Here is a 15,698-nt window from a genome sequence, read left to right on the forward strand (position 1 = left end):
CCTCGACACTCCAATAAAAACAAAGATTCCCAGAGAGCCCGCGTTATGGATCGTTTACTCAGTGTCGAAGCTTTTGTGCGAGTTGCCGAAACCGGGAATTTCGCCAGGGCTGCACAGCAGTTGGGCGTAACTCGCTCGGTAATTACCCACCGCATCCAACAACTGGAACAGTTTGTAAACGCACCGCTGTTCCATCGCAGCACTCGCCATGTCCGCCTCTCTGAAGTAGGCGAAACGTACTACAAAGAGTGCGCAGATATGGTGGCGAGCTTCAATTCACTCACTGAGCATATGAGAGAGCAGCGAGCCAAGCCGATAGGAAAACTCCGCGTGCAAATGCTCCCAGGATTCGCCATCAGTCATTTCGGCAGAATGCTGGCTGAATTCACCCGGTTGTACCCCGATATTGAGGTTGATGTAATCGTCAACGACCGGGTGGTGGATCCCATCGAGGAGGGCTTTGACGTGGCGTTTCAGATGTTCCCTCCAATGGCCGAGACGTTAATTGAACGCAAGCTTTTTAGCGTCCGTCGATTGTTCTGCATCTCGCCGGAATACGCTGAAAATTTCGGTGTACCCACGCACCCTCAACAGCTTCTCCAGCACAAGATTGCTTTGTATGAAGGCTACCCCTCGCGAAACCGTTGGATATTCACGAAAGATGGCGAGCAGGTAGAGCTGAGTCTGCCTGGTCAGGTGCGATCAAATTCGGTGCATATGCTTCGCGATTATGCGTCGACGGGCGTATGTATTGTCTGCCTCCCGACTCTTGTGGCAAGCGAAGACTTGCTCAGCGGCAAGCTGATTCCAGTCTTGCCGGAGTATGCCCTTTCGTCGTTCAATTTTTCCGCGGTCTACCCAGCGACTCAGCGCAGGGCCCTCAAAGTGCGAACCTTGATCGATTTTTTAGTGGGGAAATTTGGCGAGGAGCCTTGTTGGGACCAGCCATTGCTTGAACGAGGCTGGGTGCACTAGCGGCGCATTGTCGGATGAGTGTTTGCGTTTCGCAAACACTGTTGTCGTCAGACCTCCAATTGTTCCAAGTCAAGCAGCGTCGTACTGTTGGCTCACTGTTACTACAACAACAAGACGGTGAGAACCATGAGCAGCGCTGCAATCCAAACGTTTTTTGGTTCGCTTGAGAACTACAGCAAAGGTTCAGTAGAACTCATCAGCGGGCAAGCCAGCCATTACGCTTTCTCGAACATTTTCGAGGTGGCGCAAAAATCCCTTCCTTACGAAAAAGTAGTCGTCGGACTGAACCTCGATTACGTGATTGAGACTCTGCGCGCTGAAGGGCAATCGCCTTGGTACACGGCCGCGCACGACGAGTTCGCTGTGGTTATGGACGGTGAAGTCCGGGTCGATTTCCTGAAGCTCAGCACGCCACTGGTCACCGGCGAAGGCACTCAACTGGCGGGCGAGATTCCTGAGGGCAAGCCTATGGGCTACGTCCTGCTCAAGCGCGGCCATCAGTGCATTTTGCCAGCCGGTGTCGCCTATCGATTTGAAGCAGATCGTCCAGGCGTGATCTTGCAACAGACAATCAAAGGTCCTCTGTCTATCGAGAAATGGGCAGACATCTGCATCAAGTGACCAATTTGGTTGAGCTGTTCAGCTCTGCTGCCACCTCCATACAAAAGCAACAAGAGGAATACATTCATGGCCATGCTTGAAAACGCCGCTGATGGCGCAACCTTTGCCGACGATGAAGTCAAAGCCAGCGAACCCCATGCCGTAACGGGTTACCGCTCGTTCCAACTCGGTGCCTTCGAACTTTCGCGAGATGAGTACTTTGCTCGCATCACCTGGCCAGCCAAGGGGCAGACTCGATCGCACCTGATCCCAATCGACGCATTTCTTCGTGCCATGATGCGCGATGTCGCTTGGGGGTTCTTCTACGGCTGGGTCAACTTCGACCACGTCATCGGCACTCGCAACTATTATGGCAAGGTTGACCTGTATGCCGGCACGTTCAATGGGACGCTCAAAGCCGCTGGAGTCAATTACACCGAGAATTTTGAAACGCCTTTAATCATGGCAACGTTCAAAGCCATTCTGCGCGACTGGGTCAACGCCACCTTTGACCCGTTTGCAGCACCGGAAGAAACCGGCACGGCGTTCGGCCGAAAAAACGGCAATAACATTGAAGCCATCGAACGCTTCCGCATCGCCACAAAGCGCATGCCGGGCCTGCCGGATGACTCGCCGCTGCGCAACGATCTGCCGGTAAATCGCCAATTCATCGATGTCTCCCAAGATGAGCCGGAAGTTCACGCGGCCGAAGGATTTGAAGGCGAATTGCATGCCTTCAGCCTGTTCAAGTACCTGTCGCGGTCCGACGTAACCTGGAACCCGAGTGTTACCTCGGTCTGTAAGGCAAGTCTGTTTTGCCCAACCACTGAAGAATTCATTCTGCCCGTTTTCCATGGCAACGACCGTGTTGAGTGGTTCTTGCAACTGTCAGACGAAATCATTTGGGATGTCGGCGATAAAGACGATGGCAATCCGCGCGCTCGCATCACCATGCGTGCCGGCGACATTTGCGCTATGCCGGCAGATATCCGTCACCAAGGGTACTCAACAAAACGTTCGATGCTCTTGGTGTGGGAAAACGCGACGCCGAACCTGCCGCAACGGTACGAGAGCGGCGAACTGAAGCCGTACCCAATCGAATTCTAAGACACGCGTGAACAGCCCGGTTCGCATCGGGCTTAGCGCAAAAGAATCCAGTTGCCAGGCTGCGCCATCGGCACAGCGCGAGGAATACATTATGCAAAATCAGCTCTATATCGACGGCCAATTCGTTGACGCAGTTGCGGGCGGAACCATCGACGTCGTGTCGCCCCATGACGGCTCATTGATCACCAAAATTGCTGCTGCGGAAGCGGCTGATGTTGACCTCGCTGTCGCCGCTGCCAAACGCGCTTTCCCTGCTTGGGCTGCATTGGGTGCCGCAGAACGCGGGCGCCTTCTGCTTAAGCTCGCAGACAAAATCGAAGAGTGCAGCGAAGAGTTGGCACAACTCGAGTCGCTCAATACGGGACACCCAATTCGTGATTCGCGTGGCCTTGATGTCCCGCGGACAGCGGCATGCTTTCGCTATTTTGGAGGTATGGCGGACAAGATCGAAGGATCCGTTATTCCAGTTGAGGCCGGCTTTCTGAATTACGTCCAACGTAAGCCAATTGGCGTCGTGGGTCAGATCGTGCCTTGGAACTTCCCGCTGATGTTCACCAGCTGGAAAATGGGTCCAGCTCTCGCGGCCGGCAACACTGTCGTTATCAAACCTTCCGAGATCACTCCGCTCTCCACTCTGCGCATTGTGGAGCTGATGACAGAAGTCGGTTTTCCTAAAGGTGTCGTAAACGTTGTTCCAGGCTACGGTCACACCGCCGGACAAGCGCTGGCCGAGCACTTGGACGTAGGTAAAATCGCATTTACCGGCTCAACGGCGACAGGCCGCAGAATCGTCGAAGCATCCAAAGGCAACCTTAAGCGTATCCAGCTTGAGTTGGGCGGGAAGGGCGCGAATATCGTGTTCGAAGATGCCAATTTGGACGCGGCCGTAAATGGCGCAGCTTGGGCGATTTTCCATAACCAAGGTCAAGCGTGCATTGCTGGGTCTCGGTTGATCTTGCACAAGGACATTGCCGACCAGTTTCTCGAGCGTTTCATCGCGCTGGCGAAATCCATTCGGTTGGGCGACCCGATGGATCCAGAGACCGAAATGGGCCCCCTCACATCGGCACTTCACCGAGATCGGGTACTGTCGTACGTCGAAGTTGCAAAAGAGCAGGGCGGCAAAATCCTGGCTGGCGGTAAAGCTCCCGATGACGAACGCTTGGCTAACGGCTTTTATGTTGAGCCAACAGTAGTCGAGGCCTCTTACCAAGACCGCGTTTGCCAAGAAGAAGTATTTGGTCCTTTCGTCACCGTTGTGCGTTTTAGCAATGATGAAGAAGCGCTCGCTATCGCAAACAGCACTGAATACGGCTTGGGTAGCGGGTTGTGGACTCAGAACCTTACACGTGCGCACAAGATGGCGGACGCCATCCATGCCGGCATGTGCTGGATTAATTGCTACAAGCGTGTCAGCCCAGGCAGTCCGTTTGGTGGCGTTGGTCAGTCGGGCTATGGTCGCGAGATGGGCTTCGAAGCGATCCACGATTACACGGAGGCCCGATCTGTTTGGGTTAACGTCGACGCCAAAATAGCTCCCCATTTCAAGCGCTGAGGCTGATCATGAATTCCTTCGTTTACCAGAGTCTCCCGACGCGCGTCGTGTTTGGCGCAGGCAAACTATCTACGTTGGCTGAGGAAATTGACCGCCTCGGTGCCAAGCGTGCCTTGATTTTAACCACACCTGAGCAGCGCGGGCTTGGGGAGCAGGTAGCGCAACTGCTCGGAGATCGAGCAGCAGACGTTTATTCAAGAGCAGTGATGCATGTGCCGTTAGAAATGGCGCAAGCAGCGCGTGGCGAAGCGTCCAGGCTTCACGCTGACTGCTGCGTCGCTGTTGGTGGTGGTTCGACGATTGGGCTGGGTAAAGCTATCGCAATGGACTCGGGATTGCCGATTGTGGCGATTCCAACGACCTACGCCGGTTCGGAAATGACGCCCATTTATGGCATCACCGAAAACCGGCTAAAAAAGACAGGTCGTGATCCTCGTGTCCTACCTAAGACCGTCATATATGACCCGGAATTAACCTTGTCCCTTCCGGCGCAGATATCCGCCTGTTCTGGTATGAACGCTATGGCCCACGCCGTAGAGGCGCTATATGCCGAAGACGCCAATCCAATCATTGGTTTCATGGCTGAAGAATCGATCCGCTCGCTGGCTCAGGCGTTACCACGCGTCGTCAATGATCCGAATGATTTAGAGGCACGAAGCCAAGCTCTGTATGGGGCGTGGTTGGCTGGAATTTGCTTGGGCTCGGTTGGCATGGCTTTGCACCACAAGCTTTGCCATACATTGGGCGGTACGTTTAATTTACCGCACGCTCAGGCACACGCAATCGTGTTGCCTCATGCTGCGAATTACAACAGGGAAGCAGCAGCGGGACCACTCCAAAGAGCTGCTCGAGCCTTAGGCGGCAGCGACGCCAGTGAAGTGGGTGGGTTGCTGTACGAACTGAACCAGAAGCTCGGAATTCCGTTGTCGCTTGCTGAAATTGGGCTTCCAGAAACGGGGCCGGCTGAAGCGGCAAAAATTGCCTGTGCAAGCCCTTACTATAACCCGCGGCCATTCGAGCAAGGGCCGATTGAAGAGCTGCTGCGCCGCGCTCTGAACGGCTCCGCACCAAGCTGATTTATCGTTGCCTCCCAAGCCAACCGAAGCGATCCTGCGTTTCGGTTGCTCAGTCGCATCGCGTCAATTCCGTCGGAAATAACAACAATGACCAATGACGAAAAAGCATCGGAGCGCTTGATCTCCGAAAAGGCAATACAGAGTTTTAACGACGCGCCTGACGCGCGTTTCAGGCAAATCATGCAAAGCCTGACACATCACTTGCATGCTTTCGTTAGTGAGGTCGAACTCACGGAGAAAGAGTGGTTTGAGGGCATCAAGTTCTTGACTGAAACCGGCCACAAATGTGACGGTCATGTGCGGCAAGAATTCATCCTTCTATCGGACACGCTCGGCGTCTCCATGCTGGTGGATGCCATTAACCACCGGCACAGTGCTAACGCGACCGATACGACTGTGTTCGGACCGTTTTACATCGATGGGATGCCGGAGCGCGCCTTTGGCGAGAACATGGCGTTCACCCCTGGAGAGGCTGCACTGGTTCGTGGGAGGGTTGTCGACACCCGCGGAAATGCTCTTCCCAATGCAATACTCGACGTTTGGCAGACGGCTGAAAATGGAATGTACTCAGGTCAAGATGCGGCGCAGCCATTTGGAAATCTCCGCGGTCGGTATCGGACAGATTCCAACGGTTATTTCGCTATTCGCACCATCGTTCCTGTCTGCTATCCAATTCCAACCGACGGCCCGGTCGGTCGGATGCTAAATGCAGCCAAGCGTCACCCTTGGCGGCCAGCACACTTGCATTTCATGATCGAGGTACCGGGCTATAAGAAGCTGGTCACGCACCTCTTCAATCACGATGATCCGTATCTCGAATCCGACGCAGTGTTTGGCGTTAAACAGTCATTGCAGGTTATCTACGAGGAACGGTTTACGCACGACGACCTATCTGCTGGGTTGGATATCCAATTGCCGTTTAGACGTGCTAGTTATGAATTCGTCATGGAATCCGTGTGACGCATGGGCCAATTTTTTGCGGTATTCGCAACCGACCATCCGGACTCCTTAGCGTTACGCCAACGTCTACGGCCGGACCATCGCGCGCATCTACGGGCTACCGATGCGCATCGTGTAGTTGTGCGACTGGGTGGTCCAACTCTCGACGAAACTGGCGTTGCTATGAATGGGACCCTGCTTGTCATTGAAGCAGCGAGCCTTGTTGAAGTAGAGGCATTCGTTAACGACGATCCTTACGTACGGGCTGGATTGTTCGCCAACATAGAAATCAGACCCTGGAATTGGAGTCTCGGTAACCCAGAGTCGAGGGGGAGGTGATGGCTGTCATTACGCTATGTCGATTGGAAGACATCGTAGACGGCTGTGCGCTGGGGCTGCCCGAACACACGCAGTTCCATGCTGCGGGGTTGGTCGCTGTACGCCAAGGTGAGGAGGTACGGGTCTACATTAATCGATGTCCCCACTTTTCAGTGCCACTCGATTACCGTCCCAATGAATTTTGCACCTACAGGGGCAAGTATTTGATGTGTGCTCACCACAGTGCGGTCTTTCGTTTTGAAGATGGACACTGCATTGATGGTCCATGCAAGGGAGCCCACCTGGAACCTGTCGCAGTGGAGTGCGTTGACGGCCACGTCATTTTGCAATGACGGAGTGAATTGGTAGGAGTTGAATGTCACTCGGATTTGAGAGACCTCGACGAAATTGATTATCTCAACTCCGCCTCTTATCTCAAGTCTCGAAAGATGGCTTTCTCCGTAACTACTAGCTGTAGTTAAAAATCAGCCTTGTCTGGTCCGTGTCAGCAATGCCCGAGCCATCACTGCGGTACGTGCCATGGCGCAGGGTTGTCCCGAATCCTTTCAACAGGCCAGTGGGGACGATGTAGTCAATCCTGAGATCCCGCTCCCACTCCTTATGATCACTGCCACCTCTGACGTCCTTGATTTGGTCGCCACTTAAATATGCCGCTGAAGCTTTGAGCCCAGGTATGCCCACCTTGGAAAAATCATAGGAATATTGACCAAAGCTCGTCTGTTCGCCAGCTCGTGAAAATGTACCAACATTAGCTTTCGTGAATAAGTAAAAGGTGGAGCCGCCGTTGCCTTCCGGACGGCTGCGGCCATCGACAACGTTCCCCTGATCAAGCCATACAAACCCGCCATCATCGCTGACGCTCACGTGGCCCAACATGAATGCATGGCCGCCTAGGGTGTAGGTGAACATAGCGGACCATGTTTTGTTAGTCTCAGTGGCTTAGGAGCCGAACTCTGGCTCTAGCCTTCGGATCCAGCAGCCCTTGGACTGGTTGTCATTATTGCTAATGGCAGCTAATACACGGTGTCGTAGATCCGGATATCTGATGCAGAAATAGGCCCTGGACAGACTGCCGAGGGCCTTCAATTTTCACGCAGCTGGTTCAAGTAATCCGAACACGCCTACCGCTTTTCGCTTTGCAACTCAACGCCGCGGGAGCGCATACCACAGAGGACGTGGCTAGCTTGTGCGTAATGACGGATGCGCTTTTGTTCCCAAGCTGCTGCTCCAAGAGACTCCGCACGGATTCGATCGTCAATATGCGTGACGACTCGACCGCGGAGGCTGTGGATTGGCCGGCAGCTGTCAATATTAGAACGGTGTCCAAAGCGGTGTTCACTGACGCAGCCGCAATGTCACCAACGCCATCTTTGATCATGATGATAGCCTCGATTGAGGAGTCTCCTGCAAGGACGCAGGCAAAACCTACCTTTTAGCCTAGTGCCGATTCCGGTGAGGCGATGCTATGAGTGATGGGCGGCAGCGTTCATAAATTTTACCAGCCGTGGTGAGACGACGCCGCGATGGGCATCGTCTATACCCTATCGCGGGTACGTTCGGTGACCGCGAAACAAGAGGGGGGACTTTTACTCGAAGTTATGGGCAGGCCAAGCCCTTTCATTATTTTGCACGTAGTGAGCGGTCATTGTTATTCCTGTCAGTAGACAACATCTGATGACGGCGATATGAAGATTCATGCGTTATAGCCGACGCGTTCTACAAAATTTGGATCCATTTGCGATCTAGTCAAACCGGATAGGTCGCGGATGACTTTCGAAGAACACGTCGCTTGGCACTGTTTTTCATAGGAGCATATCTTGGCGGAGTCGAGTGAAGGCTTCCTTCGTTCATCCTGCTTGTGGGCTCAAATTGAGGATCCGTCATGCCGATCTTTTTAGCTCACAAAATCCGCATTAGCTTCTCAATTCTTGCCCTGATAGCGGCGTTCCCAGCTATTGCTCACGAGGCTACGGAGAATGCTGATCCGTCCAACCACTCCAGCTTAGGTACGCCCTTCCTTAGCGAAAACAATGTCGCCATGGAAAGGATGATGAAGGGAATGGAGGTCGAGCCTACTGGGGACGTCGATCATGACTTCGTCATCATGATGAGCGCACACCACCAAGGTGCAATCGACATGGCGATGACTCTTCTCAAGTATGGGAAAAACGAACAACTGAGACGGCTCGCCCAAGAAATCATCGTCGAGCAGCAGCAGGAAATTGCCGCAATGAAACTGGCCATAGGTGCTCCGTTACCAGCGTCAGTCGCTTCTCCCTCTCAGACTCCCTCTGTGGCCCAACCCTGAGCCGCACAGACCTGACTTTACAAAAAGTAAGAGAGATTCTCATGAAGCTCCCAGTGGTCCTGATAGCGTTGATCACCCCGATGTTGCTGTCCGGTTCCGTAGTCAGTTTCGCTGGCCAAATACCTGGGAAAGCCTCTGCGCAGGATATCCCCATCACCCACCAAGACCGAATGTATGCGGCAGAGCAGTTCTCGAACACCGTCTCAGTAACCGATCCTGTCGATAACAAAGTGCTCGGTGTAATTCCCTTGGGCGATCCCCAACCGACAAACCTCAGCCCGCTCTATCGTGGAGAAGTGCTAACGCACGGCCTGGGATTTTCACCTGATCACAAGACCTTGGTGGTGGTATCAGTCGGCACCAATTCGGTGACGTTTATCGATACCGAAACCAACTCCGTTAAGCACAAGACCTATGTTGGCCGTGCGCCTCACGAGGCGTTCTTTACGCCCGATGGCAAGGAAGTCTGGGTGACGGTGCGCGGCGAGGATTATGTGTCGGTTATCGATGCCAAAACCTACCAAGAGACAATGAGGATCAAGACGCCAGTGGGGCCCGGCATGCAGATATTTTCTCCAGACGGTAAGTACGGTTACGTCTGCTCGTCCTTCACTCCAGAGACGGTAGTGGTGTCCGTAGCTGACCACACAATTGTTGGTCATGTGCCACAGGTAAGCCCGTTCTGCCCAAACATTGCCGCATCTGCTGATGGCAAGCAGGTTTGGTTCACCTTGAAGGACACGGGAAAAGTCCAGGTGTTTGAAGCTACTCCACCTTTCAAGCCACTCAAGACCCTGGATATCGGTCCCATCGCCAACCATGTCAATCTGGTCAACAACGCCAACGGTTCATTTGCCTATATCACTGTTGGTGGGTTGAATCAGGTGCAGGTTTATCGCACGGACAATTTTGAGAAGGTAGCAACTATTCCCGTCGGCAATCTTCCTCACGGAGTGTGGCCATCCGGCGATGGAACCCGTATCTACGTAGGGCTGGAAAATGCCGATGCGTATGCGGTGATCGATACACTGAGCAACAAGGTAGTAGCCAATATTCCTATCGGCCAAGCACCACAGGCTATCGCCTACGTACCCAACGCAGTTACGAAGGGGACGGGGACTGACAACCTCAAGCCTCTAGGTGTCGCGGCTCAAGCCGCGCACCTCAGCCTACAGGTCGTGGGTAAAACTGCTGATCAGCCTCCAACCAGCGTCGCGCTATTCGATCAAGGACTGATTCAGGTGTTGCAAGCCGCTGTGACGGGGCTAGAACCTAAGCAGCCCTACATATTGGCGTTGTCTAACCAACCCGACGGTAGCGGTCCCTTACAACCCTTGTCTGCGTTCACGACAAACCCGGCAGGTTCGGCAGTCGTCAATGCAGTTGGTCCTATCCGGCAGATCGTGCAGAACTATGCGCCTGAGCAAAATCGCTATTTGGTGATCGTGGCCGGCACGCCGGAGCAACTTGGGGCAGTAGTTCAGGTTCAGTCCAAGTAAACGAACTCAGTTGCATGGCGACGCAGCCATATATTCGTGGCTATGCATTCGGACCAAGAGTTTTCAGGTAAGTCTCCCCCATCCGCCGCCCCCCTTCTGAAAACTGGATTCGCTGGTGTCCCGGTTCTCCCTGCGTTCACCTGCGCGACATAACGCTACCGACCTCCGTCCGAGATAACAGGACCTCTGGCATTTCGACTGTGAATTCCGCACTCACAATGCATAGGTTTTGCTTATGCGTTGCATTGTATATCGGTCTTGGACGCTATCGCCCAATCGGCAGAAGATTGCTTCACAAACAGGCAATTACTTCTCAGCAATGCAAATAAAGCGAACTCGACAGGAGACACATCATGAAAACTGTTACCCAATTACTTGCTGTCACCACCTTTGCACTCAGCATTAGCGCATTTGCGGTACCGAGCACTCAGAAAGATCAATTTTTCACTCAGACCGCTGAATACCAACATACTATTGCTTCGGATGGCTCGGATCGTACGCCACAAGGCCAAACCCTCGCGTCCGATGGGGCGGACCACACGCCACAAGGCCAGGCTCTTGCCTCAGATGGGGCGGACCACACTCCACAAGGCCAGGCTCTTGCCTCCGATGGGGGGGATCGTACGCCACAAGGCCAGGCCCTTGCCTCCGATGGGGCGGACCACACTCAACAAGGCCAAATTCTTGCCGCAGATGGCTCAGATCATACGCCAAGCGTGCAAGTCGCGTCTGACGGTTCGGATCGCACTCAGACCCATCGTATGGCGTGACCCCCTTGGTTGCGTCCGCCCGAGCCGGGCTTTATAAACAAAAAGAATTGCTCTGCTGGTAAACGCTTGCAGGGCCTTTCTCGTTTTCGTGACTGCACCTTACTGAAGAAGATCTTCAAGCCTCAATTAGCCCCTCGGTAGATGACTCTAGTTTTCGGCAGATTCCGTAGATGCGCACAAGTAGGTGGCTTCGGTGGGGGTCAACTCCTACTGTAATTATTCCTTAGCGCCCACCACAGCGCCCCGACCTGCCTTCGGCTCTGGTGCGTTTTACAGCATCGATTAAGGGTTTTAAATGATCGTCTTTGATGAATACAGGCGGGGGGATCAGTCGATAACGAAAGGGGATATGGTTAAAAAACCATGTTTCAGATCCTTTATGTTAGTGGACCTAGGTGGTTGTGACTGGGTGATTACTGTCGTGTTCACCGAATTCGATCAATGGAACTCTTGAAAGATTATGAAGCGTAGGGTTTGTAAAAAAAGACAAGGCGCCACGCTGTAGGCCTGGCGCCTAGAAATTACTAGTTAGGTTTCACCCAAGCCGTGCAATCGCATCCCTTACACCTGCTCCATAAGCCGGGTCAGCTTTGGTGCAGTTTGATATGTGGCGTTCGACCACCATTTCCGACGCACCGTTGATAGCGCGTGCGGTGTTTTCGAACAACAGCCATTGCTTCTCTGGAGTCATGAGACGGAAGAGATCACCAGGCTGCGAGTAGTAATCCTCGTCGACACGATGGTTCCAGTGATCGGCAGCACCTTCGATGCTCAGCGGCGGCTCCGCGAACTCCGGCTGCTCTATCCATTCCCCATAGCTGTTCGGATCGTAGGAAATTGTGCCGCCCATGTTGCCATCTACGCGCATTGGTCCGTCACGGTGGTAGCTGTGGACCGGGCACCGCGGGCTGTTGACTGGGATCTGCGAGTGGTTGACGCCTAGACGGTAGCGTTGCGCGTCACCGTAGGAGAACAATCGACCTTGCAGCATCTTGTCCGGTGAGAAACTGATGCCAGGGACGACGTTGCCAGGGTTGAATGCTGCCTGCTCGACTTCTGCGAAAAAGTTTTCCGGGTTGCGATTTAATTCCATCACGCCAACTTCGATCAGTGGATAGTCCTTATGCGGCCAAACCTTGGTCAGATCGAACGGGTTCAAGTGATAGCTACCAGCTTCATTTTCTGGCATGACCTGGATGAACAGCGTCCAGCGCGGGAAGTCACCCCGCTCAACGCTTTCGTACAGATCGCGTTGATGGGTCTCACGGTCTCCGGCAATGAGTTGTCCCGCTTCGGCATCCGATAGGTTCTTGATCCCTTGCTGGGTCTTGAGTGTGAACTTGACCCAGAAGCGTTCATTTGCGGCGTTAAGGAAGCTGAACGTGTGACTACCGAAACCGTGCATGTGGCGAAAGCTGGAGGGTATGCCGCGATCGCTCATGACGATCGTGACCTGATGCAGCGCCTCCGGCAACGAGGTCCAATAATCCCAGTTGTTATTCGCGTTGCGCAGCCCGGTGCGTGGGTCACGTTTGATGGCGTGGTTCAGGTCAGGAAATTTCAAAGGATCCCGAATAAAGAACACGGGAGTGTTGTTGCCCACCAAATCCCAGTTGCCTTCTTCGGTGTAGAACTTCATCGAGAAACCGCGGATGTCACGTTCTGCATCAGCCGCGCCGCGCTCGCCGGCGACAGTGGAGAAGCGCGTGAACATCGGTGTTTCTTTGCCTATCTGCGAGAACAGTTTTGCCCTGGTGTAGCGCGTGATGTCGTGAGTAACAGTGAAGGTGCCGTAGGCACCTGCCCCTTTGGCGTGCATACGACGTTCAGGGATCACTTCGCGGTCAAAGTGAGCGAGTTTTTCGAGGAACCATACATCTTGAAGGAGAGCAGGGCCGCGGGCGCCTGCTGTTTGAGTATTGTTGTTGTCGACAACAGGAGCGCCAAATGCCGTTGTGAGCTTTTTCATGCGTCCACCTTTAGAAAATCAGTGTGTGTGCGGTGGCCGCCAGCAATCGGCAAACTGGTGAACTTCCCTTCTCAACGGCTATAGACCACCCCAATCGAGACAAACAGCAGTTCAATCCTGATAAACACGAAGGTCCAAGAGAAATGTCGGAGAGCAGCATTGGTACGTTGCTGCGGAGGCATTTTTGGAGAGCTTCTATGACAACGAGGTGTGGATCAGGCGAGAGGTAAGTATGGGCCAGGATTTTGTATTTGCGTCACCTATCAGTGAGGTTTTAACAATATTTTAATCGGCAGTGCATACATCGAAAGAATACTGAATATTGTTTTTATATACGGAAATGTTAGAGCGAATTATTACACCTGATGCTAATTTTTACTTCAGTCGTGATTTGGTTCTCAGAACAACGACCGGGAGGAGGGCAGGTTATTTATACCCTGAATCGCCACCAACCCAAGCACGTATGAGTACCGTGCCTAGGTCCCAATAGATTCCTCCAAGATGGCTCCATGTTGAAATAAATTACTTTCATAGCTTTGGAGGTGTTCCTTCTGCATTCGAAATAATTGCATCAATTTGAACCAGCGCATTGTGAGGTAACGCGGAAACACCTATCACTGTTCGTGCAGGGATGCCGTCAGGGAAAAATTTCGTGTAAATTTCATTAACGGTTGTTATATCGTCGATGTTTTTGAGGTGGATATTGATCTTCACTATGTCTCCTAAAAAGTGATTAACATTTTCGACAATCGATTTGATATTTTTCAGACACTGTTCTGTCTGTTCTTTCATGGTGCTACCGACCAATTCACCAGTTTTTGGGTCGAGGGGTAATTGTGCTGATACATGGTTGTAATGAGAGAATGCAACAGATTGTGTTGATAAGGGATGCTTCGGTGCATCTGCCGCATTGTTTGCTTTAATAACTATTCCATGTCTGTCCTCAACAAGCTGCGGTGGCGTACCATTTCCATGTGATACTACCGCTTCAATTTGTACTAGTGCACCCATAGGCAAGGCTGACGCAGCAACTAATGTTCTCGCAGGGTAGTAGGCCAATGATCTGGCGATCGCGGAATGCGGAAAAAAAGCCTTATAAGCTGCGTCCACGGCGTCGATATTCATTAAGTCTGTAAGATAAATATTGATTTTGACGATATCATCTAAAGGTACATCTAGGCTTTTTAAGATATTTTGAATGTTTTTTAAGCATTGCACAGCTTGCTCTTTCACGCCCCCCGCCACCAATTTACGCGTCGATGAATCTATGGGTAACTGAGCACAGATATTATTGTAATGTGAAAATGCAACAGACTGAGAGAATAATAGGCACGATGGTGCACTGTCAGTATTTCGGGAAGTTTTTATAAGATTACCTTCTTGTGGCGCTCCCTCGATAGTACCTTCGCCATTCGACACAAGTGCTTCAATTTGAATTGATGCGCCCATAGGCAGATCTTTAACTGCGATTGTTGTGAGAACCGGTACGTAGTTGGGGAAGAATGTGGAATATACTTCGTGTGCAGAGTCAATGTTTGTAATGTCTTTTAAATAGATAGTTACTTTAATGATGTCATCCATGTAATGCCCGATGCTTTCCACAATCGACTTTATGTTTTGGAAGCATTGCTTGGCTTGATCCCTTACGTTTTCAGAGACTAGCTTCCCTGATGCTGGATCAAGCGGCAATTGAGCCGAGATGTAATTGTAATGGGAGAATGCAACTGTCTGAGAATACGGGCCAATGCTTTTCGCTGCATCATTTGTGTTTCGTGCCAGCACCACGTTAAGGCCACTCATATCAACTCTCCAATCTGGTTTAGGGGTTGCCTTCGCTATCAGCCAAAATCAAGAGATTCTCTGGTAATTCTGCCAGCAATATGATCAAGTCCAGCTCCGTTCCAAGCGAGGATGTAGACTTCTTACATGTGTCTGGGTATTTAATATTACTCAGTTTGGCTGTTTTTTTAATTCCTGATGTTTTCTTTGGGATGCGAGACATGGCTGACCTCCGCATATTCATCAAAAGTCTAGCTTGGAGGCAAATGGAGTGATGCCGAAATTTTCGGAAATATGACCATCGGTAATGCGCTGTACTACCAACTGAATAATAAAAGTAGACTGTTTCGTTAAGAGGAATAAAGTACTAATTAAATTTTCTCTTATGCCGGATTATTTTTCCTCGGTCGCACAGCACCAAAGGTCTAAGAAGCAGGAACTGAAAAGCTTGGAAAAAGTTATCGGTATACACACGCGAGTGCGCGAGGTGGTTCGTCCAATTTGAAAACCAAGGTGCGCAACTGGAAATATTTTCCTTGGTCGAAAGCGGAGGAAAGCAAAGCCGAATTATTGTGTGTAGTGATCCATGCTGGCTTAATTGCAGTAGGCGTCAATCGGCACGTAAATGTTGGCAGAGTGATTCTTGAAAATGCTCCAACAGGAAGTCCACAAACACCCTTGTTTTGGCAGGCAAAGATTTTTTTGAAGAGTAGTAAATCGAGACCACACCTAGTGTCCTGTCTCCGAAATAAGTTTCCAGCCTGAGCTATGCTTCTGTGGTC

14 protein-coding genes and 1 pseudogene are annotated in these 15,698 nt (G+C 52.0%); 11 read left to right on the forward strand and 4 right to left on the reverse strand.

The genetic code is table 11. The features are described 5' to 3' along the window. The first annotated feature begins 45 nt into the window (after positions 1-45). The 8 genes from MO767_RS27960 to MO767_RS27995 all read left to right on the forward strand — a co-directional run bounded on the left by MO767_RS27960 (position 46) and on the right by MO767_RS27995 (position 6,923). Positions 46-975 carry a LysR family transcriptional regulator gene (locus MO767_RS27960; RefSeq protein WP_205894072.1) on the forward strand — a complete coding sequence of 310 codons (930 nt, stop codon included), beginning with the start codon at positions 46-48 and terminating at the stop codon, positions 973-975. 126 nt (positions 976-1,101) lie between these two features. Further along, positions 1,102-1,596: a hydroxyquinol 1,2-dioxygenase gene (locus MO767_RS27965; protein WP_205894073.1), complete on the forward strand. Its 495-nt coding sequence runs from the start codon at positions 1,102-1,104 to the stop codon at positions 1,594-1,596. 66 nt (positions 1,597-1,662) lie between these two features. Next, complete coding sequence (locus tag MO767_RS27970) at positions 1,663-2,682, forward strand: hydroxyquinol 1,2-dioxygenase (protein WP_205894074.1); 1,020 nt, start codon at positions 1,663-1,665, stop codon at positions 2,680-2,682. Between the two features lie 91 nt (positions 2,683-2,773). Further along, entirely contained in the window at positions 2,774-4,237 is a 1,464-nt protein-coding gene (locus tag MO767_RS27975; protein ID WP_205894075.1) for an aldehyde dehydrogenase family protein, read from the forward strand. 8 nt (positions 4,238-4,245) lie between these two features. Next, entirely contained in the window at positions 4,246-5,313 is a 1,068-nt protein-coding gene (locus MO767_RS27980) for a maleylacetate reductase (RefSeq protein WP_205894076.1), read from the forward strand. Between the two features lie 87 nt (positions 5,314-5,400). Beyond that, complete coding sequence (locus MO767_RS27985) at positions 5,401-6,273, forward strand: dioxygenase (protein ID WP_282483160.1); 873 nt, start codon at positions 5,401-5,403, stop codon at positions 6,271-6,273. Positions 6,274-6,276: 3 nt separating this feature from the next. Further along, complete coding sequence (locus MO767_RS27990) at positions 6,277-6,591, forward strand: YciI family protein (RefSeq protein WP_205894078.1); 315 nt, start codon at positions 6,277-6,279, stop codon at positions 6,589-6,591. After that, the gene (locus tag MO767_RS27995) at positions 6,591-6,923 is read left to right on the forward strand and encodes a Rieske 2Fe-2S domain-containing protein (RefSeq protein ID WP_205894079.1); all 333 of its coding nucleotides are present in this window, start codon (positions 6,591-6,593) and stop codon (positions 6,921-6,923) included. The genes MO767_RS27990 and MO767_RS27995 overlap by 1 nt, the downstream gene beginning before the upstream one ends. A gap of 115 nt (positions 6,924-7,038) precedes the next feature. On the opposite strand, the pseudogene MO767_RS28000 reads toward MO767_RS27995, so the two are convergent. After that, positions 7,039-7,518, reverse strand: a pseudogene (locus tag MO767_RS28000) (OprD family outer membrane porin); the annotation flags it as partial. A 955-nt stretch (positions 7,519-8,473) separates the two neighbouring features. On the opposite strand from MO767_RS28000, the gene MO767_RS28005 reads away from it, so the two are divergent. From MO767_RS28005 to MO767_RS28015, 3 genes are all read left to right on the forward strand, one after another. Next, positions 8,474-8,899 (forward strand): DUF305 domain-containing protein, encoded by a 426-nt coding sequence (locus MO767_RS28005; protein ID WP_205894081.1) that lies wholly within the window; start codon positions 8,474-8,476, stop codon positions 8,897-8,899. Positions 8,900-8,940: 41 nt separating this feature from the next. Further along, a complete protein-coding gene (locus MO767_RS28010) occupies positions 8,941-10,398 on the forward strand; it encodes a YncE family protein (RefSeq protein WP_237142333.1) in 1,458 nt (485 codons plus the stop codon). 353 nt (positions 10,399-10,751) lie between these two features. Further along, positions 10,752-11,168: a hypothetical protein gene (locus MO767_RS28015; protein ID WP_205894082.1), complete on the forward strand. Its 417-nt coding sequence runs from the start codon at positions 10,752-10,754 to the stop codon at positions 11,166-11,168. A 535-nt stretch (positions 11,169-11,703) separates the two neighbouring features. Here the strand turns inward: MO767_RS28015 and MO767_RS28020 are convergent. The 3 genes from MO767_RS28020 to MO767_RS28030 form a co-directional block, all read right to left on the reverse strand. Beyond that, positions 11,704-13,137, reverse strand: coding sequence for a catalase (locus MO767_RS28020; RefSeq protein WP_205894083.1), 1,434 nt, complete (start codon positions 13,135-13,137; stop codon positions 11,704-11,706). A 528-nt stretch (positions 13,138-13,665) separates the two neighbouring features. Then, complete coding sequence (locus tag MO767_RS28025; protein ID WP_282483161.1) at positions 13,666-14,937, reverse strand: RidA family protein; 1,272 nt, start codon at positions 14,935-14,937, stop codon at positions 13,666-13,668. A 19-nt stretch (positions 14,938-14,956) separates the two neighbouring features. Then, complete coding sequence (locus tag MO767_RS28030) at positions 14,957-15,139, reverse strand: hypothetical protein (protein WP_205894085.1); 183 nt, start codon at positions 15,137-15,139, stop codon at positions 14,957-14,959. Positions 15,140-15,698 lie beyond the last annotated feature (559 nt).

Origin of the sequence: Pseudomonas sp. UYIF39 (genome assembly GCF_029963765.1) — a bacterium.
Classification (GTDB): domain Bacteria; phylum Pseudomonadota; class Gammaproteobacteria; order Pseudomonadales; family Pseudomonadaceae; genus Aquipseudomonas.